The organism is Actinomadura sp. 6N118, from assembly GCF_044326415.1.
Taxonomy (GTDB): domain Bacteria; phylum Actinomycetota; class Actinomycetes; order Streptosporangiales; family Streptosporangiaceae; genus Spirillospora.
In genome coordinates this window covers 528,574-553,506 of the sequence record NZ_JBIRAZ010000005.1, presented here as the reverse complement: position 1 = coordinate 553,506, position 24,933 = coordinate 528,574, and the positions used below count along the sequence as shown (strand labels likewise).

21 protein-coding genes and 3 pseudogenes are annotated in these 24,933 nt (G+C 68.3%); 16 read left to right on the top strand and 8 right to left on the bottom strand.

From position 1 onward, the window contains the following. Window positions 1–79 precede the first annotated feature (79 nt). A pseudogene (locus ACH34W_RS16190) lies at window positions 80–346 on the top strand (sensor histidine kinase); the annotation flags it as partial. 415 nt (window positions 347–761) lie between these two features. After that, window positions 762–1,070, top strand: a complete 309-nt coding sequence (locus ACH34W_RS16185; RefSeq protein WP_395961727.1) for a hypothetical protein — start codon at window positions 762–764, stop codon at window positions 1,068–1,070. A gap of 60 nt (window positions 1,071–1,130) precedes the next feature. Here the strand turns inward: ACH34W_RS16185 and ACH34W_RS16180 are convergent. The 3 genes and pseudogenes from ACH34W_RS16180 to paaZ form a co-directional block, all read right to left on the bottom strand. Further along, window positions 1,131–1,499: pseudogene (locus ACH34W_RS16180) on the bottom strand (SRPBCC family protein); the annotation flags it as partial. Window positions 1,500–1,595: 96 nt separating this feature from the next. Beyond that, window positions 1,596–2,669, bottom strand: a complete 1,074-nt coding sequence (locus ACH34W_RS16175) for a hypothetical protein (RefSeq protein WP_395961686.1) — start codon at window positions 2,667–2,669, stop codon at window positions 1,596–1,598. A gap of 220 nt (window positions 2,670–2,889) precedes the next feature. Next, the gene (gene paaZ, locus ACH34W_RS16170) at window positions 2,890–4,935 is read right to left on the bottom strand and encodes a phenylacetic acid degradation bifunctional protein PaaZ (protein WP_395961685.1); all 2,046 of its coding nucleotides are present in this window, start codon (window positions 4,933–4,935) and stop codon (window positions 2,890–2,892) included. A 162-nt stretch (window positions 4,936–5,097) separates the two neighbouring features. Between paaZ and paaA the strand changes: the two genes are divergently transcribed. The 5 genes from paaA to paaE all read left to right on the top strand — a co-directional run bounded on the left by paaA (window position 5,098) and on the right by paaE (window position 9,095). Then, the gene (paaA, locus tag ACH34W_RS16165; protein WP_395961684.1) at window positions 5,098–6,108 is read left to right on the top strand and encodes a 1,2-phenylacetyl-CoA epoxidase subunit PaaA; all 1,011 of its coding nucleotides are present in this window, start codon (window positions 5,098–5,100) and stop codon (window positions 6,106–6,108) included. Beyond that, window positions 6,105–6,401 carry a 1,2-phenylacetyl-CoA epoxidase subunit PaaB gene (paaB, locus tag ACH34W_RS16160; RefSeq protein ID WP_395961683.1) on the top strand — a complete coding sequence of 99 codons (297 nt, stop codon included), beginning with the start codon at window positions 6,105–6,107 and terminating at the stop codon, window positions 6,399–6,401. Before paaA ends, paaB begins: the two co-directional genes overlap by 4 nt. 46 nt (window positions 6,402–6,447) lie before the next feature. Next, window positions 6,448–7,365, top strand: coding sequence for a 1,2-phenylacetyl-CoA epoxidase subunit PaaC (gene paaC / locus ACH34W_RS16155; RefSeq protein ID WP_395961682.1), 918 nt, complete (start codon window positions 6,448–6,450; stop codon window positions 7,363–7,365). A gap of 115 nt (window positions 7,366–7,480) precedes the next feature. Beyond that, window positions 7,481–7,996, top strand: coding sequence for a 1,2-phenylacetyl-CoA epoxidase subunit PaaD (gene paaD, locus ACH34W_RS16150; RefSeq protein WP_395961725.1), 516 nt, complete (start codon window positions 7,481–7,483; stop codon window positions 7,994–7,996). A gap of 1 nt (window position 7,997) precedes the next feature. Continuing rightward, the gene (gene paaE, locus ACH34W_RS16145; RefSeq protein WP_395961681.1) at window positions 7,998–9,095 is read left to right on the top strand and encodes a 1,2-phenylacetyl-CoA epoxidase subunit PaaE; all 1,098 of its coding nucleotides are present in this window, start codon (window positions 7,998–8,000) and stop codon (window positions 9,093–9,095) included. 81 nt (window positions 9,096–9,176) lie between these two features. Here paaE and ACH34W_RS16140 read toward each other — a convergent pair whose 3' ends face one another. The 3 genes from ACH34W_RS16140 to ACH34W_RS16130 form a co-directional block, all read right to left on the bottom strand. Next, window positions 9,177–9,785 (bottom strand): TetR/AcrR family transcriptional regulator, encoded by a 609-nt coding sequence (locus ACH34W_RS16140; RefSeq protein WP_395961680.1) that lies wholly within the window; start codon window positions 9,783–9,785, stop codon window positions 9,177–9,179. A gap of 99 nt (window positions 9,786–9,884) precedes the next feature. After that, window positions 9,885–10,403 carry a nuclear transport factor 2 family protein gene (locus ACH34W_RS16135; protein ID WP_395961679.1) on the bottom strand — a complete coding sequence of 173 codons (519 nt, stop codon included), beginning with the start codon at window positions 10,401–10,403 and terminating at the stop codon, window positions 9,885–9,887. Between the two features lie 503 nt (window positions 10,404–10,906). Next, window positions 10,907–11,914: an AraC family transcriptional regulator gene (locus ACH34W_RS16130; protein ID WP_395961678.1), complete on the bottom strand. Its 1,008-nt coding sequence runs from the start codon at window positions 11,912–11,914 to the stop codon at window positions 10,907–10,909. 180 nt (window positions 11,915–12,094) lie between these two features. On the opposite strand from ACH34W_RS16130, the gene ACH34W_RS16125 reads away from it, so the two are divergent. The 6 genes from ACH34W_RS16125 (at window position 12,095) to ACH34W_RS16100 (ending at window position 19,913) form a co-directional block, all read left to right on the top strand. Continuing rightward, entirely contained in the window at window positions 12,095–14,179 is a 2,085-nt protein-coding gene (locus tag ACH34W_RS16125; RefSeq protein ID WP_395961677.1) for an alpha/beta fold hydrolase, read from the top strand. A gap of 61 nt (window positions 14,180–14,240) precedes the next feature. Continuing rightward, on the top strand, window positions 14,241–15,236 hold the full coding sequence (locus tag ACH34W_RS16120; protein WP_395961676.1) for a metal-dependent hydrolase: 996 nt from the start codon (window positions 14,241–14,243) through the stop codon (window positions 15,234–15,236). Between the two features lie 82 nt (window positions 15,237–15,318). After that, window positions 15,319–16,128 carry an SDR family oxidoreductase gene (locus ACH34W_RS16115; RefSeq protein ID WP_395961675.1) on the top strand — a complete coding sequence of 270 codons (810 nt, stop codon included), beginning with the start codon at window positions 15,319–15,321 and terminating at the stop codon, window positions 16,126–16,128. Between the two features lie 50 nt (window positions 16,129–16,178). After that, entirely contained in the window at window positions 16,179–17,363 is a 1,185-nt protein-coding gene (locus ACH34W_RS16110; protein WP_395961674.1) for a hypothetical protein, read from the top strand. Between the two features lie 170 nt (window positions 17,364–17,533). After that, the gene (locus ACH34W_RS16105) at window positions 17,534–17,995 is read left to right on the top strand and encodes an NUDIX domain-containing protein (RefSeq protein ID WP_395961673.1); all 462 of its coding nucleotides are present in this window, start codon (window positions 17,534–17,536) and stop codon (window positions 17,993–17,995) included. 193 nt (window positions 17,996–18,188) lie between these two features. Continuing rightward, window positions 18,189–19,913: a S8 family peptidase gene (locus ACH34W_RS16100; protein WP_395961672.1), complete on the top strand. Its 1,725-nt coding sequence runs from the start codon at window positions 18,189–18,191 to the stop codon at window positions 19,911–19,913. 203 nt (window positions 19,914–20,116) lie between these two features. On the opposite strand, the gene ACH34W_RS16095 is transcribed toward ACH34W_RS16100, so the two are convergent. Continuing rightward, on the bottom strand, window positions 20,117–20,296 hold the full coding sequence (locus ACH34W_RS16095) for a hypothetical protein (protein WP_395961671.1): 180 nt from the start codon (window positions 20,294–20,296) through the stop codon (window positions 20,117–20,119). A gap of 378 nt (window positions 20,297–20,674) precedes the next feature. On the opposite strand from ACH34W_RS16095, the pseudogene istA reads away from it, so the two are divergent. The 3 genes and pseudogenes from istA to ACH34W_RS16080 form a co-directional block, all read left to right on the top strand. Next, window positions 20,675–22,204 (top strand): annotated as a pseudogene (gene istA / locus ACH34W_RS16090) (IS21 family transposase); the annotation flags it as partial. An 83-nt stretch (window positions 22,205–22,287) separates the two neighbouring features. Then, a complete protein-coding gene (gene istB, locus ACH34W_RS16085; RefSeq protein ID WP_395961670.1) occupies window positions 22,288–23,133 on the top strand; it encodes an IS21-like element helper ATPase IstB in 846 nt (281 codons plus the stop codon). Between the two features lie 77 nt (window positions 23,134–23,210). Then, entirely contained in the window at window positions 23,211–23,636 is a 426-nt protein-coding gene (locus ACH34W_RS16080; RefSeq protein ID WP_395961669.1) for a hypothetical protein, read from the top strand. 116 nt (window positions 23,637–23,752) lie between these two features. Here ACH34W_RS16080 and ACH34W_RS16075 read toward each other — a convergent pair whose 3' ends face one another. Continuing rightward, window positions 23,753–24,307, bottom strand: a complete 555-nt coding sequence (locus ACH34W_RS16075) for a peptidoglycan-binding protein (RefSeq protein ID WP_395961668.1) — start codon at window positions 24,305–24,307, stop codon at window positions 23,753–23,755. Window positions 24,308–24,933: the final 626 nt, after the last annotated feature.

The window sequence follows — 24,933 nt, the reverse complement described above, 5'->3', positions numbered from 1 at the left end:
CTGAGCCGCGCCCCATCCAGGGCGGCCATGTGGGATGTGGTCGAGGGACGTTCCCGCGTGCAGGCGAGCGTCCCCGTGATTGCCCGCGAGCAGGGCCGCTTCGACGAGGTGGAGTTCCAGCTCAGCGAGATCGAACCCGAACCGGCCCGGCGCTCCACCCGCGCAGGCCAGGCTCTGGGCCCAGGCCGGGCGGTTGGTCTGCGAGATCGCCGACCATGGCCATTGGCGACCAGGCCCGCTCGCGGGCTACGTGCCACCACGTGCCGGACAACGGGCTCGCGGCCTCTGGGCGGCACGGATGCTCGTCGACCAGATCGAGATCCGCGGCGGATTCGAGGGCACCCGCGTACGGCTGCGCCCACAGGGCCGAGCAGGTTCAGGACGACTGGCCTTGGCCGACGGATCCGCCACCGTGGTCGACTTGCGGGAAGCGGTTTGGTGCACACCGACGAATACCCACGCCGTGCACCCTTTGACGGACGTTCACGGCGGCGATGGAGACCTTTGTCGAGGCGGTGCTATTCGCAGATTTCGGGCAGCCCAAAACGGCCTGAAACCGTCGATCTCCACGGTCGACCATGCGCCGAGCAATCCACGCCAAAGGGGTCGCCGTCCGACGCTGAGAAAAGGGGACTGTCAACTCTTGACACCGAATAAGGGAGAGATCACCATGATCGCAAGTCACTCGAAAGATCTTCTGGCCGCGGCAAGAATGCTCTGCGTCGCGGGCTCATTCCGGCAACCTCGACCGAGGAGGAACGATGCGCAAGCGATTCCTGTCCGTGATGATTGCAGCAATGGTTTCGGCGCCTGTCCTGGCCGTTACACCCAGCGCAGAGGCGGTTTCATGTTCGGATCGCAACTTTATTGCGATAGTCGTCGTCGACAACGCTCCGGTGCATTCGAACTACTATGGGTCAGCTCGCATTGTCGCGAGGTTCGACTACGGCAAGCTCATCCATATCGACAGGCTCTGTATAAACAATTTCGGAAACCTGTGGTACCACACGGACTGGCCTAGCACGAACGGCTGGATCTACAGGGACTATGCGGAGTTCTACGCGAGCTGATTCCGATCGCTCGCGTCAGCCAAGTAGCCGGGTGGCGTCCGGCCTGGCGGACATCGGTGATCAATCGTGCGTCCGTCCGCTTTTCCTGTCGAGCTGGCGCTGTTTGCGTGGTGATGGCGTGCCGTGTTCGACGTAGTGCTTGAGGTCGTCGAGGAGGCGGCGTGCGGTGCGGTTGATCTGGGCGAGGATCCACCAGCGGGCAAGGAGGCCGAGCACGCCGCGGGTTTCGAACTGCCCTTGGTAGGTAGCGCGTGAGGTGTCGTTGTCGATCGGGGTGATGTGCCAGCGGTTGCGGGCGAGGGTGACGAACGACGGTGTTCCGGTGGCCTGGTAGGTCAGGGTGCGGGCGGCGTCGTCGTAGGCCACGATCATCTCGGTCACCCGCGGGACCAGCCGTACGCCGGTGGTGCAGACCCGGCCGGCGACCGTCTCACCTTCGGGTTGTTGAGACTCGAAGGTGAGACGGTGGCCGCGGCGCCTACTCTCGCCGGGATGGCCGCGATGTGGCGGTCCCCTCGCTGGCCGCTACTTCCAGATGACGGCGCGGGTACCGAGCGGGTTGGTCGGGGAGTACTGCACGTACCCGGTCACCCAGCCCTGAGAGTTGATGCCTCTGGCGTCCGCACCTTGGACGTCCTGGGGCGTCGGGAGCGTCTCGGGGGCTTGGCCGGGCGTGTTCCACACCAGGGCCTCGGACTTGCCGGAGGCACTGTAGCTGCCGACGATCTGGTTGCTGTCGTTGATGTCGTTTGCCCCGGCGTATCGCTGCCCCTGGGGAACGGTCAGTTGTCGCATCGTCGTGCCGTCCCAATAGAACGGCATCCGGGTGTCATCGCTGGTGTCGGAGGTGCCGGCCACATGACCGGCTTCGTTGACGGCGTTGGCCACGCTCATGCCGCCCAGGGTGCCCAGATCCTGCCCGACTCCGTTCTTCCACAGGTAGGCGCGCCAGGTGTTCTGCGGGAATCCGCTGTCGTTGACCGTCCAGTTGTCCGCGCCGACGACCTGACCGGAATCGTTGACGTCCCCGGCCGTCACGCCGGGCCGGAGCGCGATCTCGGTCTTGACCCAGGTGGCCTGGAAGATCGACGGTGTGCGGATCAACTGCGCGCGGGAGCCGGCCAAGCCCTGGGCCGGGTCGGACTGGTACTGGCGAACGATGTGACCTCGGCTGACCTCGGCGCCGCAGTACCCAGGGCCGCCGTCGCCGATGTCGCGCATGATGCCGTGCTGCCACACGAACGCGTGCGACTCGCCGGACCGGGTGTCGCTGCAGCCCACCACGCGGCCGTCGTCGTCGATTCCGGTGGCGGTGCTGGTGTCTCCGCCGAGGGTCCCGAGGTCGGTCATCTTCCCGTCCTTCCAGAGGAAGGCGTGGTTCAGCCCGGATGCGACGGGGCTGGTGCCGACGACCTGACCACGGTTGTTGATGGCGTTCGCGATGCTCCAGTACCCGCCGAGCGTGCCGAGATCGACCAGTTCGCGCGGGGCGGTGGTGCCGCTGTCCGCGAAGGCCGACTGTGCAGGAGCCAGGGCGGTGATCGTGATGAGGGCGGCCAGGATCGTGGTGGAGCAGGAGACCGTACGAGATCGACGCATGAGAACGTCCTCGGTGCGGGGGAGGGGATATCACGCAACACCGCGACTCTAAAACCGATCACAGCCGCAAGATCTAACCACTCTCTTACGTCGCCTCCGCCCCCTGTCGGCCTATGCCGAGGGGGGCATCATCCCGCCGCATCCCGCCCGTCGCATCCCGCCAGCCGCCCCTCTGGAGGGGCGGCTGGTCGCGGACGTTGGCGGGTGACGATCCGCGATGTCAGGACTCTGGGGTTGGCCAGGTCTTGGCTACGAGGGTCAGCACGTCGTAGGTGGCTACCGGCTGGCCTTCCTGGTTGGTCACTACGGCGTCCCAGCGAACCTCGCCGTAGTCGGCGGCGGTGCGGGGAGTGATCTCCTTGACCGTCAGGGCGACCTGGATGGTGTCGCCCGCCTTGACCGGGGTGACGAAGCGCAGGCCGTCAACGCCGAAGTTGGCGAGGACCGGGCCGGGCGGCGGGTCGACGAAGAGCCCGGCGGCTAGGGACACGACCAGGTATCCGTGGGCCACGATCCCGCCGAACAGGGGGTTGCGCGCGGCGGCTTCGGCATCGGTGTGCGCGTAGAAGGTGTCTCCGGTGAACTCGGCGAAGTGCTCGATGTCGTCCAGCGTCACCGTGCGGGTCGCGGAGGTGATCGTGTCGCCGATGCGCAGGTCTGCCAGGGACTTGCGGAACGGGTGGACGTCGGATGTGAGGCGTTTGGATCCTGTCGTCCATCGGCCCGTGACGGCGGTGAGCTGGTCCGGGGACGCCTGGACGGCGGTGCGCTGCATGTGGTGGAGGACGCCGCGTACGCCGCCGAGCTCCTCGCCGCCACCGGCGCGGCCAGGGCCGCCGTGGACGAGGACGGGCAGTGGGGAGCCGTGGCCAGTGGACTCCTGGGCGTCGTCGCGGTCGAGTACGAGGACGCGGCCGTGCCAGGGGGCCAGGCCGAGCACGATCGTGCGGGCGACGTCGGGGTCGTGAGTGGCGACGGAGGCGGCCAGGCTGCCCTTGCCGCGGGCCGCGAGGGTGATCGCGGAGTCGAGGCCGTCGTAGGTGATCACGGTGCTGACGGGGCCGAACGGCTCCACGTCGTGCGGTTCGGTGGCACCGGGACGTGCACGTAGGACCAGGGGGGTCATGAACGCGCCGCGTTCGGGGTCGCCATCGAGGAGGGACGTGCCTTGTGGATCTCCGAAGACGATCTCTGCGCTGGCGCGGAGTGCTTCGACGGCTTTGGTGACTTCGTCGCGCTGGCCGAGGCTCGCCAGTGCGCCCATCCGCACGTCGGGGTTGCGGGGGTCGCCGACGGTCACCTTGGCAAGGCGTGCGGAGAGCGCCTCGATGACGGGCTCCGCCATCGTCTCGGGCACGAGCACCCGGCGGATGGCCGTGCACTTCTGCCCGGCCTTGACCGTCATCTCGGTGGCGACGCCCTTGATGAACAGGTCGAATTCCGGGTCGTCCGGCTGTACGTCGGGTCCGAGGATGGAGCAGTTGAGCGAGTCGGCCTCGACGCCGAGGACGACGCCTCCGTCCAGCACGTTCGGGTGGCGGCGCAGGATGCCCGCGGTGTGCGCCGAGCCGGTGAAGGCGACGCTGTCCTGGATCGTGAGGGCGTCGAGCAGGCCGGACGCGCTGCCGGCGAGCAACTGGAGGGTGCCCTCCGGCAGGATCTGCGACTCGATGATCTGCCGGACGGCCAGCTCGGTGAGGTAGGCGGTCTGGCTCGCGGGCTTGACGATCGTCGGCAGACCGGCGAGGAACGCCGGGGCCAGCTTTTCGAGCATCCCCCATACGGGGAAGTTGAAGGCGTTGATCTGGACCGCGACGCCTGGGCGTGAGGCGTAGATGTGCTGGCCGACGAACGTGCCGCCCTTGCCTAGGCGTTCCAGGCTGCCGTCGAGGACGATCGTGTCGTTCGGAAGCTCGCGTGTGCCCTTGCTCGCATAGCTGAACAGGGTGCCGATGCCGCCGTCGACGTCGACCATCGTGTCCCGGGACGTGGCGCCGGTCCGGACGGACAGCGCGTAGAGCTCGTCCTTGCGCGCCATCAGGTGCTTGGCCAGTGCTTTGAGCAGCGCCGCCCGTTCGTGGAAGGTCAGGGCCCGCAGCGCGGGGCCGCCGATCTGCCGTGCGTGGGCGACCATGGACGCGACGTCCAGGCCATGGCTTGAGAGGCGCGCGACCTCCTCGCCCGTCGCGGCGTCGAGCAGGGGCTCACCGTCGCCCGCGGCGCGGAACCATCGTCCGGCGGCATAGCTCTCCAGCATGGAGCTCACGCTTTCTCCTCTCCGAGGGGGCCTGCGGGCCCGCCTGTGGTCGCGATCCCGATGGACGTGCTCCGACGTTCGTCGCCGGCACCACTTGCGCGGAGGTGCCGGCTCGTGCCACGTTATTACTGATCGATCGGTAAGTAAATACGTCGATGTGCGGAGGGACCAGTGACGACGACGCCGGTGGAGCCGGAGCTGCAGGAACGGCTCCAGGCCGCGTTCGACGCGACGATCGCGCGCCACGACCGCATCGAGCCCCGGGACTGGATGCCGGAGGCCTACCGCCGCACGCTGGTACGCCAGATCGCCCAGCACGGCCACTCCGAGATCATCGGCATGCAGCCCGAGGGCAACTGGATCAGCCGGGCGCCCTCACTGCGGCGCAAGGCGATCCTGCTGGCCAAGGTGCAGGACGAGGCCGGGCACGGGCTGTATCTGTACTCCGCGTGCGAGACCCTCGGCGTCTCCCGCGCCGAACTGACCGACCTGCTGCTCGCGGGCAGGCAGAAGTACTCATCGATCTTCAACTACCCGACGCTGTCCTACGCCGACGTCGGGACGATCGGCTGGCTCGTGGACGGCGCCGCGATCTGCAACCAGGTGCCGCTGTGCCGCACCTCCTACGGACCGTACGGCCGCGCCATGATCCGCATCTGCAAGGAGGAGTCGTTCCATCAGCGGCAGGGCTTCGAGCTGCTGATGACGATGATGCGCGGCACCGACGCCCAGCGCGCCATGGTCCAGGAGTCGGTCGACCGGTTCTGGTGGCCGTCGCTCATGATGTTCGGCCCGCCGGACGAACGTTCCCCCAACAGCGGTCAGTCGATGGCATGGGGGATCAAGCGCAACTCCAACGACGAACTGCGCCAGCGGTTCGTCGACATGAGCGTCCCGCAGGCCGAGGCGCTCGGGGTGACGCTGCCGGATCCCGAGCTGCGCTGGAACGAGGAGCGCGGTCACTACGACTTCGGCGAGCCGGACTGGGAGGAGTTCGCCGAGGTCATCCGCGGCGACGGCCCCTGCAACGCCCAGCGAATGGCCCACCGGCGAGCCGCGCACGAGGACGGCGCCTGGGTACGCGAAGCGGCATCGGCATTCGCGGCCCGTTCGGCCGGGGAATCTGTGGCCCGTTCTACCGAGGAGCTCACGACCCGTTCCACCGAGGAGGAGGCTCGATGACCAATGCTGACCGCAGGGAATGGCCGTTGTACGAGGTGTTCGTACGCAGCAAGCGGGGGCTCAACCACGTCCACGTCGGATCGCTCCACGCTCCGGACGACGCGATGGCGCTGCGGCACGCGCGTGACGTCTACACGCGCCGCAACGAGGGCGTGAGCATCTGGGTCGTGCGGGCCGACGCCATCACGGCGTCCAGCCCGGACGAGAAGGATCCGCTGTTCGCGCCGAACGGCGACAAGGTCTACCGGCACCCGACGTTCTACGAGATCCCCGAGAACGTGCCGCACATGTGACCGCCGCGCCGCCCACACCACCGCACGATCGGAGACCAGTACCACCATGAGCGACGACCACGGCAGCGTCTACGACGGCCTGCTCGGCGGCGATTCCTCCCAGTGGGCGTTCGGCACCGACTTCGAGGACCCGCTGGCCGGCGTCGACACGACGGTGCCCGACGGAACCGACGCCGCCCTGCTCGCCGAATACTGCCTGATGCTCGGCGACGACGCCTTGATCATGTCCCAGCGCTTGTCGGAGTGGTGCAGCCGGGCACCGGACCTCGAAGAGGACATCGCGCTGGCGAACATGGCCCTCGACCTGCTGGGACAGGCCCGCCTGCTGCTGACCCGGGCTGCGGCTGCGGACCCGGGCATGGTCCCCGTCCTCCCCGAGGGCTCACCCGTACCCGCGGAGGACGCGCTTGCCTTCTTTCGCGAGGCGGGGGAGTTTCGCAACGTGCGCCTCGTCGAGGTGCCGAACGGCGACTTCGCGCATGTCGTCGTTCGCCTGCTGCTGTTTTCGGTGGCGCGGCTTGCGCTGCTGGAACGGCTGCAGGGGAGCACCGACGCGGTGCTGGCGGCGGTGGCGGCCAAAGGCGTTAAGGAGGTCGCCTACCACCGTGACTGGGCTGGACGCTGGTTCCTCACTCTGGCGCAGGGCACAGAGGAATCGCGCCGCAGGCTCCTGGGTGCGTTGGAGGCACTGTGGCCGCTCTATCCCGAGTTGGCCAGGACGCATCCGGTCGAGCAGGCACTTGCCACGAGCGGTGCCGGCGTCGACTCGGCCTCGTACCGCGACGAGATGGACGCCGTTCTCGAGCAGGTCTTCGCCGTCAGCGGCGTCGACCGCCCGGAGGGCGCGCCGCTGGCCGGAGTCAGAGGCCGAACCGGCCGCGACGGCCTGCACAGCGAATCGCTCAGCCGGTTGCTCGCCGAGATGCAGGTAGTCGCCCGCGCCCACCCAAGCGGCCGCTGGTGAACGCCCAGGAGAGGGCGCAATGAACGCCCAAGAACAGGCCACCGCGGACGTCCAACAGCAGGCCGCGGTGGACGTCCAAGAACAGGCCGCGGTGAGCACCCAAGAACAGACTTGGATGAGCGTCCAGGAGCGGGCTGCCAAAGTTGCCGCGCAGGTTCGCGACCCCGAGATGCCGATGCTCACGCTTGCCGACCTTGGCGTCCTGCGGGACGTCGCCGTCCGGCCGGGCCCGGACGGCGAGGAGGGCGTCATCGTGTCGATCACGCCCACCTACACAGGCTGCCCGGCCCTGGCGACCATGCGCGACGACCTGGTCAGCCGCCTGAACGACGCTGGATTCACGCGCGCCGAGGTACGCATCGTCCTCACCCCGCCCTGGTCCACCGACTGGATCTCCGAGCGCGGCCGGGCCGCGCTGCGCGAGGCAGGCATGTCACCGCCGGGACCGGCTTCCCGCCCGTCCGGGCCCGTGGCGCTCATGCTCGGGCAGACCCGGCGCGCCGCCCCCGCCTGCCCGCGCTGCGGCTCGGCGGCGACTCGTCTCACGTCGGAGTTCGGCGCCACCGCGTGCAAGGCCCTCTACGCCTGCACCGAGTGCCTTGAGCCGTTCGAGCACGTCAAGGAGATCTGACATGACCACGACTACGTCCGCTCCCGCGCCCACGCAGTCCAGGTCGGCCGTGTTCCACCCGCTGACCGTCACGGCGGTGGACCGGTTGTGTGAGGACGCCGCCGCGATCACCTTCGCCGTGCCCGCCGAACTGCGGGAGACCTACGCGTTCCGCGCCGGCCAGTCGCTCACCCTGCGCCGCGTCCTGGACGGCCGGGAGCACCGCCGGTCCTACTCGATCTGCGCACCTGCCGGTGATGCTCTGCGCATCGGCGTCCGCGAGATCCCGGACGGACTCTTCTCGTCTTGGCTCGTGAACGAGGTCGTGCCAGGCATACGGATCGAGGTGCAGCCACCGACCGGCGCCTGGCAGGCCGCACCCGAACTCGGAGAACGCCACCTGTGCATCGCCGCAGGATCGGGCATCACGCCGATGTTGTCGGTCGCGTCCACGGTCCTGGCCCACCCGCAGGCTCAGGTGTCGCTGCTGTACGGCAACCGGACCGGCCGGACGGTGATGTTCACCGAGGAGCTCGGCGACCTCAAGAACCGGTACGGGCCCCGGCTCCAGGTGGTCCATGTGCTCTCCCGCGAGCCGCGCGACGTCGAGCTGTTCTCCGGGCGGCTCGACGGGGACAAGCTGAGGCGGCTGCTCACGGGCCTCGTCCCCGCGGAGGTCTTCGATCACGTCTGGTTGTGCGGCCCGTTCCAGATGGTCCAGGACGCACGGACGGTGCTCACCGACCTCGGCGTCCCTGCTGACCGCGTTCATGTCGAGCTGTTCTACGTCGACGCGCCGCCGCCTCAGCCGCGCCGGGCCGCGGACGCGCCCCCGCCTGGGGCGACCACTGAGCTGACCACGGTGCTCGACGGCCGGCGCGTGACCTCGACGGTGTCCCGCGAGACGACGATCCTCGACGGCGCCCTGGCGTCGCGTTCCGACATGCCGTTCGCGTGCAAGGGTGGCGTCTGCGGGACATGCCGCGCCATCGTCCGCGAGGGCGAGGCTGACATGCGCCGCAACTACGCGCTCGAGCAGGACGAAGTCGACGGTGGATTCGTCCTCACCTGCCAATCGTTCCCGACCGGCGACCAGGTCACCGTCGACTACGACGCCTAATCCGCCGCCCGTCCGCGTCGAGCGGATGGGCGCGACTCGTCGCCGCCGGGCGCCTCGGGCGCAGGACAATCCGGGGTTTCTTCACCTGGCCAGGCCGTCGAAGGCGACGGTGGCGATCGCGTCGGCGACCGTCGTGGGCGTGAACGCCCCGTCCGGGCGGTACCACTCGACCAGCGAGTTGACCATGCCGAAGAGCAGCCGGCTCACCAGCGTCGGCGTCACGTCATCGCGCAGGGCGCCCTCCGCGACCGCGTCCGCGACGAGCTCGGCGAGCCGCTCGTCCAGCCACCGACGGCGTTCCAGGGCCGCCCGTTCCACCGCGCTGTTGCCGCGCACCCGCAGGAGGAGCGTCACCGAGGGCTGGTGAGCCACCAGCACCTCGACGCTGCGCCGCACCACTTCGCGCAGCCGTTCGTACGCCGTCCCGGCCTGCCGCCGCGCGGCCTCGTCCACCACGGCCGTGAGCTCGTCGAGGGCGTCGTCCAGAGCCGCCTTGAGCAGCTCCTCCTTGCTGGTGAAGTGGTGGTAGATGGCCGGCTTGGTCACGCCGAGCACCTTGGCCAGGTCACCCATGCTCGTGGCGTCGTACCCCCTGCGGTTGAACAGCTCCACCGCGGTATGCAGGATCGTCGCCTGGTCGTAGCCGGGACGGCCGCGACGGCGAGGCGGAGTCGGTTCGGCGGTCGTCACGGGTGCAGGATCTCACGCCCGCTTCCGCCTCCCGAGCCGCGCACCCTCGCCAACTCCTGGAAGGGGAACGGGGTCAAACGCCCAGTGGACCTGGTTCTCTCAGGTCCGCTGGGCTGCCGGCCGGGTCAGTGGGACCACGCGGCGGTCCCCGGAGGTGACCATCGCGTGTATGGGTGTGGCGCTGGCGCGCATGAGCGCTGCGATGCCGCGGCGGCCTTGGCGACGGGCGAGTTCGGGGCCCAGGGTGATCATCAGGGCGGTCAGGGCCGGCATCGGACGTCCGAAGAGCGTGATCTCCTTGATGCGTGCTTCGTCGTCGAGCCGCAGCAGTTGCGCCTCCTCGAACGGCTGGGATCCCACCCGCGCCCGGTAGAACAGCGCGTACGCGTCGCCCTCGCCGGTCTGAGTGTGGAAGCGGATGTCCTCGACCGCCGTGAACGCCGAGGTCAGGAAGTCGCGCAGCTGGTCAGTTCCCTCGAGGCGGAACTGCTCGGTGAGCGGTGAGCTGAGCACGACGTCCCGGCTCAGGCACGCGACCGCGGCGTCGACGTCACCGCCTTCCGCGGCGGCGCGCCAGCTCGCGACGGTAGCGGCGGCGGAGTGCAGGGTCTTGGACATGGGTCTCTCCCGGGTATCAGCGGCGCGATTCTCAGTTGGGAAACCGATCGGTTTCATCTTGGCTCACTGTAAACCGATCGGTTTCCATGCACAAGCTCACGCAGGGAACTGATCCCGGGCCGCGTCAACCCGCTGTCTTCAGGTTGGACTGCCAGCGCCCGCCAGCATGGCGGCACGGGCCGGATGAGCAGGCAGGAGAAACGCGCGAGAGCGTCATCCCCGCGCTGCGATCGAGCGGGTCCTCCCACACGATGGGCAGCCCAATGGCGATCGCTTACACGCGGCTGATCTCGACACCCCCCGAAACGCTCCAGATGCAGAGGCAGGGATACGCCGTCGCGACAGCCACCGACACGTGGGGGGATGACCAGATCGGCGACGTCCGGGCCAGCTGGATGAGGCTCCGGGAAGCCATGCCCTGCCGCTGCGGGGCGAAGGTCGTGTGGCCACAGGGCGTGACGTCGCCACGATGCTCAGCCAGGCGAGCCGGCTACCGAAATGGTTCAGCGGGGCACATAGGCCCGGGGTGGTATGCCTTTCCAGCGTTTGAACGCGGTGGTGAAGGCCGGCGTGGCGGCATAGCCGAGGCGGCGGCCGATCTCTTCGATACTCAGCGCTTTGGTGGCCAGCAGTTCCTCGGCCAGGTGTTCGCGGACTTCATCGGCCAGCGCGCGGTAGGAGGTGCCCTCGGCGGTCAGGCGCCGGCGCAAGGAGCGTGAGCTCATGTGGAGCTCGGCGGCCACTGTCTCGATGTCGGGCATGGCCCCGGGCCGGGCCACCAGGCGATCGCGCACTGTGCCGGCGATGCCGGCCCGGGCCCGCCTGTCTGCCAGCAGCCGGCGGCACTGGGCTTCGGTGACCGCTGCGGTGTGGGCATCGGCCTGCGGCAAGGCACGGTTGAGCAGCTCGGCGGGGACAATGGCGGCGTTGGCGGCGGCGTCGAAGGTCGGCCGCACGCCGAATGCCTTTTCATACGGTGCGGTCGCAGCGGGCGCTGAGTGGCGGAAGTGCACGCCGATGACGGCGCTCGGGTCCGACAAGAGCTGACGGGCCAGGTGGACGGTCGAGGCCAGTTCGCGTTCGACCAGGAAGCGGCGGACATCGGAGGGCAGCTGTGAGCTGTCGAGCACCAGTTGTATCCCGTTGTCCTGCTCGATCGCGGACATCCGGGTGAAGGCGAAAGTCAGGTTCACATACCGCAGGCCGACGGCGACCGCGGTGCGCAGGGTGGGGCTGCTGGACAGGGCGAAGCCCCAGATGCCGTGGGTGGTCAGGTGGTAGCGCATCCCGGCCTCGATGCCCAACGGCAGATCCTCGCCGAGGGCGGTGAGCAGGTTGCGGATGATCTGTAGCTCCTGGTGGGCGGTCACGGTGGTCTGAAGGTCACCGAGTGCTTCCGGGGCCAGGCGGGTCCCACGCAAGCTGACTTCCTGCGGCACTCCGTGTTCCATGCCCAGTCCGGTCAGCACCAGGGCACTGGCCGGGGGGCGAGGCAGATCCCAATCGGTCATCAAGCCTCCTGTGAGCCTGTCCGGAAATAGTAAATCCTTGGCCACAGAGCGGCTCCCGGGGACCGCCAACGGTCTTTAGCGTCGAGGCAATGCCACCCCCTCCCAGCCAGGTGCGGCTGTGGCCTCCGATGACTGGTCCTGGCAGTAGCCGACGGCCTCGTGGATCCAAGGGATACAGCAATGAAGGAACACCGGATCTCCGGCAGCGGTGGGGTCACGCTCTACGCCCGCGAATGGGGCGAGCCGGATGCGCCCACCGTGGTGCTCGTCCACGGCTACCCCGACACCTGCGAGGTCTGGAACCCGCTGCTGCCGTACCTGACCGACCGCCACCACGTGGTGGCCTACGACGTGCGGGGGGCCGGCCGCTCCGAGCCGGGCTGGTCCTACGGCGGCTATGAACTCGACCGGCTGGTCGGCGATCTCAAGGCCGTGCTGGACATCACCGCCCCCGGCAAGAAGGTGCACCTGGTCGGCCACGACTGGGGAGCCATCCAGGGCTGGGAGGCCGTCACCGGCACCCGCATCGCCCGCCGATTCGCTTCCTACACCGCCTTCGGGGCCCCCTGCCTGGATCATGCCTCCCGGTGGATCCGCAACAGCCTGAGCCATCCCGGCCCGCGCCGGCTGGCCACCCTGGCCGACCAGGCGACCCGCTCCTGGTACATCTACACCTTCCACCTGCCCGGCATCGCCCCGCCGCTGGCGTGGCTGTCCGGGGCCGGACGGGCCTGGTTCGGCCTGATGCGCCGCCGCGAGGGCATCCGTGCCAGCGCCGAGTACGCCGGCCCGAACGCCGTAGACGCCAAGCGCGGCATGTGGATGTACCGGGCCAACTTCACCCACAAGCTGCTGCACCCCGGCGAGGGGCGCACCGAGGTCCCGGTGCAGATGGTCATCGGCGGCCATGACCTGTGCGTGGCCCCGGGGCTGTACGAGGAGACCGCCTCCCGGGTGCCCAACCTGTGGCGGCGGGACCTGCCCGAGGCCGGGCACTGGATCCAGCTGACCCACCCCGAGCGGCTGGCCGCCTGGATCACCGAGCTGGTCGAGGTCACCGAGGACCGCGCCCAGCGCGAGCAGGCCCAGGCACCGGCGAAGAAGCCGCGGCACGGCACGTTCCACCCGCTGCGCGTCGCGGAGATCGAGCGGCTGACCGCCGACAGTGTGGCGGTCACCTTCGCCGTGCCCGAGGAACTGCGTGAGGCCTACCGGTTCACCCAGGGCCAGCACATCACCATCCAGACCGACCTGGGGGGCGAGGGCGTGCGCCGCAACTACTCGATCTGCGCACCGGTGAGCTCTGGTCGACTGCGCATCGGTATCAAGCTCCTGCCCGGCGGAACGTTCTCCACCTATGCGATGGAGCAGCTTCAGGTCGGGGACGTACTGGAGATCATGACGCCCACCGGGCGGTTCTTCACCGAACTGGATCCGGCCAACTCCAAGCACTACGTGGGCATCGCCGGCGGCTCGGGCATCACCCCGATCCTGTCCATCCTGGCCACGGTGCTCGAGGGGGAGGAAAAGAGCCGGTGCACGCTGCTGTACGGCAACCGGACCTGGGATTCGATCATGTTCCGGGACGAGCTGGCCGCACTCCAGCGGCGCTATCCTGACCGGCTGCGTATCCGGCACTTCCTCAGCGACGAGCCGGCCGACAGCCCGATCCTCGGCGAGGGTGAAGTGGCCGACAGCCCGTTCCTCGCCGAGGGTGAAGTGGCCGCCGGGCAGTTCCTCGCCGACGGTGAAGTGGCTGCCGGGCAGCTGACCCCCGAGCGTCTGACCGGCCTCTTCGAGGAGTTCGTGCCGCCGAAGGACGCCGACGAGTGGTTCCTGTGCGGGCCGCAGCCGATGGCCCTGGCCGCCCGCGACACCCTGCTGGCTCACGGGGCCGATTCCAAGCACGTGCACCTAGAGCTGTTCGTCGCCGGGTCCACCCGCCAGCCCGGGGTGGAAGAACCCGCGGTCCTCGCAGGGGTGACGCCCAGCGAGGTCACCGTGATCCTCGACGAGGAGGAGACCTCATTCCCGCTGGTGCCCGGCACCGAGACGGTCCTGGATGCGGCGATGCGCGTCCGCGGCGACATGCCCTATTCCTGCCTGGCCGCAGCATGCGCCACCTGCCGAGCCAAGATCTGCACCGGCAGCGTGGAGATGGCGGCCAACTACGCCCTGGACGACGACGAACTCGCCGAAGGCTACGTGCTGACCTGCCAAGCGCGGCCGACCAGTCCCACCGTCGTCGTGAACTACGACCTGTGACATTCCCGCATCGAATGGCATTCCCGCATCGAACCCTGGCCCGACCCCTGGAGACACCCCCATGAACCCGTCCACCCCGGTCCCCACCTCGCCGGCTGAGGACCACGCCGTGGTCCCCACCGTGCGCCGGGTGAGCTTCGACTGGTCGAACACCCCGCTGCACTGGGTCAAGGCCGACGATCCGTTCCCCGGCCACCTGATCAACGTGTTCCACATGCTGCTGCCCCCGCTGGAGCGCTGGTTCATCCACGACTACCGGCAGATCCTGCCCCGGATCACCGACGAGCTGCTGCGCGAGCAGGTCCGGGCCTTCATGGGCCAAGAAGGCGTGCATGCCGTGGCCCACACCACCGCCTTGGATCACCTGCAGGCCCAAGGGGTGGACTGCACCGCCTACATGCAGCGCGCCGAGCACGTCTTCAGCCAGATCCTCAGCGACGACACCGCTCCGCGGGCCTTGCGCAACCGGTGGCTGGAGGCCCGGATCGCCGCCATCGCAGGTCTCGAGCACTTCACCGCGGTGCTGGGCCAGTGGCTCCTGGACGCCAAGGAGCTGGATGCGGTCGGGGCCGATCCGGTCATGCTGGACCTGCTGCGCTGGCACGGCGCGGAAGAAGTCGAACACCGTGCGGTGGCCTTCGACACGTACCGCCACATCTCCGGCAACTACCCGCTGCGTCAGACCGTCATGATGACGCTGGTCTTCCCGAGTCTCATGAAGCTGCTGATCGACGGCGGGGCGTTCTTGATGCTGGCCGATCCCACCGTGGACGAGCCGACCAAGCGCCGCTACCGCGGCAGGCAGCGGGCCGTGCAGGTGCTGCGCGAGTGGCGCCGGGCCGCCAAACAAGGGCTGCTGCCGCGTCCGAAGTTGCTCTTCGGGGCCATCCCGGAGTTCCTCAACCCCAAGTACCACCCGATCGAGCACGGCTCAACCGCCCAGGCCCAGGCGTATCTGGCGCGCTCACCGGCGGCCCAGGCCGTCTACGGCCCACCGGCCGAGCCAGCCCCTGAACCGGCCGAGCCCAACCCCGAACCGGCCGAGCCCAACCCCTGACCAGCCGAGCCCAACCCCTGACCAGCCGAGCCCAACCCCTGACCGGCCGACGTACCACGCCCTGCACATCCCAGGAGAAGCCATGAGCCGTAAGGCCGTCTTCATCACCGGAGCCGCCCGCGGCATCGGCCGCGCCACCGCCGAGCACTTCGCCTGCGCCGGCTATTTCGTCGGCCTGTATGACATCGACGCCCACGGCGCCGCCCGCACCGCCAAGGAAATCGCCGCCACCACCGGCGAGGGCACCACCACCGGCGAGGACAACACCACCTCCGGCGCACTGGACGTTGCCGATCCCGCCGCCTGGCGGGCCTGCTTGGAGCAGTTCTGGTCCGCAGCCGGTGGGCGGCTGGACGTGCTGGTCAACAACGCCGGCATCCTCACCACCGGCGCCTTCGCCGAGGTGCCCCTGGCCCGGCATGCCGCCATCGTGGAGGTCAACTTCAAAGGCATGCTCAACGGCTGCCACACCGCCTTCCCGTACTTGAAGCGCTCCCCAGGCTCGGCCGTGGTCAACCTGTGCTCGGCCAGCGCCATGTACGGCGTCCCGGGCCTGGCCACCTATTCGGCGACCAAAGCTGCGGTCCGCTCCCTGACCGAGGCCCTAGACCTGGAATGGTCACGTCAGGGCATCCGGGTGTGCGATGTGCTGCCGACCTTCGTGGCCACCGACATGGGTGCGGCGTCCATGCCCGGCACCCGCATCAAACGGCTCTCGGGCAGCCTGACAGCCGAGCAGGTGGCCAAGGCCGTGTTCACCGCGGCCGAGCATCGGCCCCGACTGCCTCACCCCCATCGCATCATCGGCCGCCAAACCCAGGCCACCGCCGTGCTCAACCGGCTGGTCCCCTCCTGGGTGACCCGCGAGATTTTCAACAGACTCTCCCGCTGACCCGCATCCGCCCCCGAAGACCGAGCAATATCCCGATCAGGAGACCCCCGATGGCCCCGACCCCCACCGCCGTGCTCAAGCGGCTCAACCCCCTGCCCTCCGCACCCCCCGTCGCCCCTCCGGCCCAGGCCCACCCGCTGGCCATCCCCGTCCCGGAGGTCGTCGAGCTGGGCGCGCCGATCACCACCTTGGAACGCATCCACCACGCCGAGGGCGGCCCCGGTGCGGCCCTGCGGATCGCCCGCACCGCCGCCACCGACTTCAAACGTGAGTTCACCGCCACCGGCACCCCCGCGCACGTGTCCACCCACGATCTGGTCACGCTGCCGTACCCGACCAAGTTCGGGCTGTGGCGCGCCCCGGCCTCCCCCTCGCCGTTCTTGTTCATCACCAACCGGTTGGTGATCGTGCGCTGGACCGACTCCGACGGCAGACGCCGGACCCTGCTGTGGGAGCCCAGCGACACCGGGCTGGGTGGCAACACCCCTTACTTCGCCGCCCTGGAGGCCCGCACCCCCAAGCCGCTGCTGGGCACCATGGTCCACTACAAGGCCACGGTGCTCGAGCGCCTCGCAGAGGTGGGCATCGAAACGGCCGAGGTGGACTATGTGGCCTTCGACCACCTGCACACCCAGGACGTGCGCCAGCTGATCGGCACCACCAAGCCGCAGGCCGACATCTCGCCGAACGCGCCGGTGCCGGCCTGGCTGCCGAAGGCCAAGCTGGTGGTGCAGCGCACCGAGCTGGAGGCCATGCGGGACCTGCACCCGCTGCAGCGGCCGTGGTATCAGCCGGACACCTACGTCGATCTGGACCCCGAGCGGATCCTGCCCATTGACGGCGACCGGCTGCTGGCCCCCGGGGTGGCCATCATCCGCACACCTGGGCACGCCACCGGCAACCAAACCCTGGTCCTCAACACGGGCACCGGGGTGTGGGCGCTGTCGGAGAACATGATCGCCACCGAGTGCCTCACGCCGGAGCACAGCAAGATCCCCGGCGTGAAGGGCTGGGCCCGCACGTGGGGCCAAGAGGTGATCATCAACGCCAACGTGCTGGAGACCACCGCGATGCAGTACAACTCCTGCGTGGTGGAGAAGACCCTGGTCGACCGCTCCCAGCGTGACAGCCGGTTTGTGCAGTTCTTCCCCACCAGCGAGCTGACCGCCCGGCCGGTGCTCAGCCCTGGGACCAGCCCGACCTTCGTCCACGGCGGCCTGCGCCACGGTGCGTGATGCGCCTGGGTGCGTGATGCGCCTGGGTGCGTGATGCGCCTCTGTTCGACGTCCTGATCCATCCACTACCCGTCGCAGCGCGGGACGGTGTCACCGACGTTACGTGAAGCACGTCTGCCGGGACGGGTTGGGTTTCCTGCGGCGATCATTGCTCTGGCAGAGTCCGCTGGGTGACGAGCCCGTACAGAATCCGCGTCGCCGCCTACGTGATCAGGCATCGTGCTTCCGCTGAGCTCTTGGTCTTCGACCACGTCGGCATGCCGGAGGCAGGCACCCAGATCCCCGCGGGTGGTGCCCATCCCGGCGAAGAACTGGAGCAAGCCGTCCTGCGGGAGGTCGCCGAGGAAACCGGCTTGCTCATCCCGTCCGCGGTCCGGCGGATCCTCGTTGAGGACAAACCCCACCCTGACACCGGGCAGCCGCGCAGGACCACGTACTTCCACCTTGAGGCACCTGTGTCCGCGGCCGATGCGTGGCACCACACCGTTCGCGGCGATGGAGGCGACGCAGGGCTGACGTTCGCCTGCCGTTTCGTGCCACTGCCGCTGGAACGTCCGCTGGCAGACGACCAAGACGCGTGGCTGGGCCATCTCGATCCGCTCTGGACAACCCTGACCCGCAACGCCCGCTGACCAACCGGGATGCGGTTCTGGTCTGAACGACCCCACGACGACGTCCGACGGACTCACTGTGGTGAGCCCGAACGGAAACTGCCCCATTTCGTTACAAATTCGTACGCAAGCCTCAACCGTCATTGCCGTAACGTCGCCTGGCTCGCCCCACATTTCGGGCGTATCCCCTCATCTTTAGCCAGGAGGTTGTGCGTTGCGGCGTACTTTGATTAGTGCTGCCTGCGCCGTCGTCACTGCGACGACCGTGCTGGCGGTCCCCGCCTCGGCCTTGCCGAACCAGACTTCCGGCCAAGCCTCGGAGTACGTCGTCCTCTACAAGGACGGCGTATCGCTCGCCAAGGCCCGTGCCGCTGTGAAGGCGGCCGGAGGCACGATCGTCCACGAGAACACCGACGTGGGTGTGGCGACCGTTCGTTCCACCAGCACCGGATTCGCGGTGCAGGCCCGGCAGCAGGGCGCTCTGGACGGCGCGGCCGCCAACCGCGTGATCGGCCGGGCTCCCAAGACCGCGAAGGTCACCAAGCAGTTCGCCGTGGAGAAGGAGGGCCGGGGCCAGACCACCGGCACCACGACTGCCAGGACGAGCAAGAAGGCCGAGGAGCCTCTCGCCGACCTGCAGTGGGACATGAAGCAGATCCACGCCACGGCCAAGGGTTCGTACAAGGTCGAGCCCGGTGACAAGCGTGTCCTCGTCGGCGTCATCGACACCGGCATCGACGGCTCCCACCCGGACATCAAGCCCAACTTCAACCGGGCCTTGAGCCGCAACTTCACCACCGACATCCCGGCCGACGCCAACGGCGGGGAGATCGACGGTCCCTGCGCCGACGAGCCGGACAAGTCCTGCAACGACCCGGCGGACGTGGACGAGAACGAGCACGGCACCCACGTCGCCTCAACGATCGGCTCGCCCCGCAACCGCCTCGGCATGGCCGGCGTCGCCCCCAACGTGTCGCTGGTCAACCTGCGCGCGGGCCAGGACTCTGGCTACTTCTTCCTGCAGCCCTCGGTGGACGCGCTCACCTACGCGGGCAAGCGCGGCATCGACGTGGTCAACATGAGCTACTACATCGACCCGTGGCTGTTCAACTGCACGAACAACCCCGCCGACTCCGCAGCCGACCAAGCCGAACAGCAGACCATCATCAAGGCGACGAACCGGGCGCTGGACTTCGCGCACCGGCACGGCGTCACCCTGGTCGGCGCCGCGGGCAACGAGGCGATCGACTACACCAAGACCAACATCGACGAGACCAGCCCGGACTTCGCCTCCGAGCCCGGCGAGAAGCCCTACTCGCGCACCATCCCGACGAGCTGCCTGTCCCTGCCCGGGGAAGGCAAGCACGTCATCCCGGTCTCCTCGACCGGCATCAGCAAGCGCAAGTCCTACTACTCCAGCTACGGAAAGGGCTACATCGCGGTCGCGGCGCCCGGTGGCGACAAGTACGACACCGCTGACCAGAAGCTCAACGACAAGGCCGGCATCTGGGCCGCCTATCCTGAGTCGATCGCCCGCGAGCGGGGCGAGCTGAACGCCGACGGCACGCCCAACACACCGCGCGTGGTGCGCAGCTGCAAGGCCGGCGTCTGCGCGTACTACCAGTCGATCCAGGGCACCTCGATGGCCTCACCGCATGCGGCGGGCGTCGCGGCGCTGATCGTCAGCAGGTACGGCAAGCGCGACAGGGCCAACGGCGGACTCACCCTGGCCCCGGCGGCCGTCCGGTCGATCCTGGCCGGCACCGCGACCGCGACCCCGTGCCCGCCGACCGGCTCGTACACCTACACCCGGTACGTCAAGCAGGCCGACGGCTCGTTCCAGAAAGTCGTGACGACCCACGCCTGTGAGGGCTCGAAGAGCTACAACGGGTTCTACGGCAAGGGCATCGTCGACGCGTTCAACGCTGTCAGGCGCTAACCACGGCCGTTCGTGCCCACATACGTGGCCCCCGACCCCTCGCGGTCGGGGGCCACGTTTTTTTGCCTGGGAAGCACCCCTACGGAACGGTGATAGCGGGCTCCAGCGCCCGCCGTTGTGACCTGGCCGGCACACAGATGACGTGGCCGACCCCTCACAGATGAACTGGCTGGCACCTCACAGGACCCGATGGATCCCCGTGGTCACCGCACCAGGTCAGGGCAGGCGTTTTCGGTCAGCTGGCGTACCAAAGCGCGGGCCAGGACATCGTCAGCGTCGCTGTGCTGGCTCAGATAGGTGAGCGCCTCGCTGATCTCTTCCGCCGTCAGCTGCGACAACGCTTTCTGTGTCCAGCCAGGTCGTTCCTGCTCGTCCTCGATCACGACATCCCCCTTTGTCGCTCTGAAATGTACCGGCTTGTCGGCTGGCATTTCCTCCTGATTTGCCAACCGTGGACGTCCAGTCCTGCTGCAGCTCGACCCCCAGGATCACGGAGGCGACCAGCCAGGGATCGGTGGCAACGCTGGCATTGGCGGGGCCGTACGGGCACAGTCGTTCTCATGGATATGCGGGGCCAGGGTGTGGACGGTCAGCGATCTCCCCAACACAGGCGGGTTGAGCGTCAGGTAATTCCCCACCCGGTCACGTAATTCCCCATGGGGATGACGGTGCGTGTCGGGGTGGACCTGGTCATCGGAACCAAGCAGTCTCCCCCTGTCCTCAACAGGGTCGGGGGGCCGATGGCGAGGAGATCGTTCGACGTGATCGACATTACCGAGATCCTGGTCCACTGGTATGCGGGCCGGTCCCAGAACGAGATGGCGGCCAGTCTGGGCGTGGACCGCAAAACGATCCGCAAGTACGTCGCTCCGGCCGAGGTGGAGGGGCTGCGGCCGGGCGGCCCGCCGGTGACCGAGGCTCAGTGGGCGGCGAAGGTCCGCGAGTGGTTCCCGCAGTTGGTCGATACCAAGTTGCGGCAGATCACCTGGCCAGAGATCGCCAAGCACCACGATTACATCGCCGAGCAACTGGCCGCGGGCGTCACGGTGAGCACGATCCATCAGCGGCTGGCCGACGAGCGTGGGCTGGCGGTCAGCCTGTCCTCGGTCCGCCGGTATGTGCACGCCAACCTGTCGGAGGAGGCACGCCGGTCGCAGGTGACAGTGCGGGCTTTTGTCCCGGCAGCGCCGGGCGAGGAGGCGCAGATCGATTGGGGACGGCTGGGGTCGTGGGTGAACCCGGCGACCGGCCGCAAGCACACTGTCCAGGCGTTCGTGATGGTGCTGTGCTGCTCACGGCATATGTTCGTGCGGCCGATGCTGTCCATGGACCAGCATTCGTGGACCCAGTGCCATGTCGAGGCGTTCGCGTTCTTGGGCGGGACTCCGCGCAGGTTGGTGCCCGACAACCTCAAGACCGGCGTCGAGCGCCCGGACCTGTATGACCCGAAGATCAACCGGTCGTATGCCGAGTTGGCTGCGCACTACGGCTGCCTGGTCGACCCGGCCCGGGCCCGCCGTCCCAAGGACAAGGCCCGGGTCGAGCGGCCGATCCCCTTTGTCCGCGACTCGTTCTGGCGGGGCCGGGAGTGGGAATCGCTGGAGCAGATGCAGGCCGATGCAGTCCGATGGTGCCGCGAGGTCGCCGGGATGCGCCAGTGCCGTCCGTTGGACGGCGCGGCCCCGCTGGCGGTGTTCGAAACGGTTGAGGCTCCGACGTTGCAGCCGCTGCCGTCCTCGTCGTTCGTGCTGGCAACCTGGGCCCGGGTCAAGGTCGGCACCGACATCCACGTTCACGTGGACAACTCCTGGTACTCCATCCCGTGGCGATACATCGGCAAGCACGTCGATGCCCGCTCGACCGCGTTGATGGTCCAGTTCTTCCATAACGGAGAACTGATCAAGACCCATCCCCGCAAGATCCGCGGCAAGCAGACCGACCTCAACGACTACCCGCCCGAGAAGATCGCCTTCCATATGCGCACCCCGGCCTGGTGCCGCCGCAAGGCCACCGAGATCGGCCCGGCGTGCACCCAGGTGATCAACGAACTGCTGGCCGACAACGCGCTCTATCGGCTCCGCTCGGCTCAGGGCGTGATCGGCCTGGTCGACAAACACCAGCCCGGCCGGCTCGAGGCCGCCTGCGCCAAGGCCATCACCGCCGGCGATCCCTCCTATCGCACCATCAAGGGCATCCTGGCCGCCGGGCTGGAGACCGAGCCCGCACCACCACCCACCGGCGACGGCGGAGCCGCGGCGTTCCTGCACGGACCTGCGCAGCTGTTCGCCGACGTCATCCCCCTGCCCATCACCGACGACGACACCGCGATCCCCACCACCATCACGACCACCGACACCACCGCCGGGGAGGCATCGTGACCAGCGACTCCGCCGTCCCCATCCCCGACGCGACCACCGACGCCGCCATGGACATGTCCACTCCGACGCTGACCGACCTCAACGGGCTGACCGGCGCGCTGCGCGAACTGAAGCTGTCGGGGATGCTCCAGACCCTGGACGCCCGCCTCGCCCAGGCCCGCGCCGGACAGCTCGGCCACCTGGACTTCCTCACCGTGCTCTGCCAGGACGAGATCTCCCGCCGCCAGACCATGTCCATGCAACGCCGCATCCGCCGCGCCCACTTCGACGAACAGGTCACCCTGGAGGGATTCGACTTCGCCGCGTCCCCGAAACTGCCCGCCGCCCAGATCCGCGACCTGGCCGCGCTGCGCTGGCTGCACGCCGGCGAGTCGGTGATCCTCTACGGCCCGGTCGGAGTCGGCAAAACCCACATCGCCCAAGCCCTAGGGCACCTGGCCATCCGGCAAGGCGCCGACGTCCGCTTCATCAAGACCAGCCGTGCCCTGGCCGACCTGGCCGGCGGCCGCGCCGACCATACCTGGCAGAAACGCATCCGCGAACTCGCCCGGCCCGCGGTCCTGATCCTGGACGACTTCGGAATGCGCGAGCTCACCGCACCCCAGGCCGACGACCTCTACGAACTGATCACCGAACGGACCGGCCGGTCACTGATCTTGACCTCCAACAGAGGCCCGGTCGACTGGTATCCGCTGTTCCCCAACCCCGTGGTCGCCGAGTCGCTGCTCGACCGGCTCATCAACACCAGCCACCAAGTCTTCATGAACGGACCCAGCTACCGCCCCAACAAACGCCCCGGACGCACCTCAAACACCGACATCAACAAGGAGGCAGCTGGGTAAAACCATCACGGCCAGGACCTGGGGAAATACCTGACCCCAGCCCAGGGGAATTACGTGACGGCCCACACCAGGGGGCCGTGGACCTCCTCGTCGCGCTGCACGAGGTGACGAAGCGCTTCGGTGCATTCGGGTACGACCAGTTTCTGAAGCATCCCTCAGTTCACTGGGAACTGCTCGCTTTCCGGTACGGCAGTACCAAGCCGATGGCCCGCGTGGGCTGCTCGTTCTTGATGCGGAACGATCCAGAAGGCGTGCAACGTGAGGTCACGCTCGTGGTGGACGTCACGGTAGGGGCCTCCGGCTTCGTCATTAGCGGAGCGGCCGAGATCGACGAGCCGCTGGAAGTGGGAGGGGAGGCCAACGTGCGGGACCTCATCACCCTTCCGACCGTTCAGACCACCGATCTGGACGAATGCCTCGCAGCCCTGCGGGACCATGCTCGTCGACTGTGCTCAGCGACCACGCTGCTGGACGATCTAGGCGTCCCACGCGGCGGCAGATGAGGTCAGTGACGGCGGAGTACGACGCGGCGCGTCCGCACACAAAGAATCCCAGGAGGACGCCATCGTCCGACCTGGGATCTGTCGCGGTGGTTACCAGCGAGGAGCCTTGGTGGTGGTCATTCGCCGGGTGACTCCGGGCCGGTCAGGCGGTTCCACGTCGTGACGGTGAGGACGTCCTGGACGTGCAGGCCATAGGTGGTCTGGAACTTGTGCAGGCTCGTCCGCGTCTTCGGGCCGAAGTAGCCGGTGATCGGCAGGTCCTTGGCGCCGGTCGAATGCCGGTAGACGTTCAGCGCGACCTGCAGGGCCCTTACGCAGTCGTTGCGGTCCTTGTACTTGATCTGGGCCCCTCTGGCCATCTCGGACCAGGTGTAGGCACCGACCTTGCCGTCAGGGCTGAGGCCGTACCTGCTCTGGTAGGTCTTCACGGCCGCCTGGGTCTTGGGACCGAAGTGCGAGGGGACGTCCACCTTGATGTTCTTGCAGTTGAGCAGCCACTGTACGGTCCGTACGTGCTCGTTGGCCTGGCCGCGCTGCAGGACAGGCCAGTCAGGACCGTTCGGGCTGGTATGAGTGGCGGTGTCTGCCGAGGCCGGGCCGGCCAGTACTGCGCCGCCGGCGACCACGGCGCCTGCGGTGAGGCCGATGACTGCAAAGCGTTTAACGTTCACGATGTGATCGTTCTCCTTCACGTTCTGTTGCGTGTCCAGGGTTAGAGACTGACGAATGCGGTGAAGTTCGCGGGGTCTTCGCTCGGGCCACTGGCCAGCGTTGCGCCGCCGGCGACGAGGGCCCCCGCGGTGAGGCCGATGACTGCAAGGCGCTTAACGTTCACGATGTGACCTCTCTTGTACACGTTCTGTGGTATGTCCTGGTTAGAGCCCCCAGGATGCGAAGAAGTTCGCGGTGAGGTGGCGCGCCACAGGCCACCGAGCACCAGACGCGGGCGCAGTCAAACACCCTCAAACCGGCGCTGCACAGGCGGATTGAAGCCTGTGATCACATGGAGCCGCAGCCGGATTCTCGGCCTGTCCGGGCTCAGCCTTCTCGGGGCTCAGCAAGAGCCTGGTGACCTCGGGGCTCAGCAAGAGCCTGGCGACCTCGATCTTGATGGCGCCTTCCACACGAAGCAGGATGGCGCGGCTCGTCGTAGCCGGATGTCGAGGTTGCGCTGACAGGCGGCCAGCAGGCCGCGGCCGGTCTCAATTGGCTAGGCCCCTCGCGGCCTGAGTACGGCGCGGTGGGTTGCGCAAGGGGGGCGTGGCCGATGTCGTCTCGCTGGCCGAGCTGCGGCGGA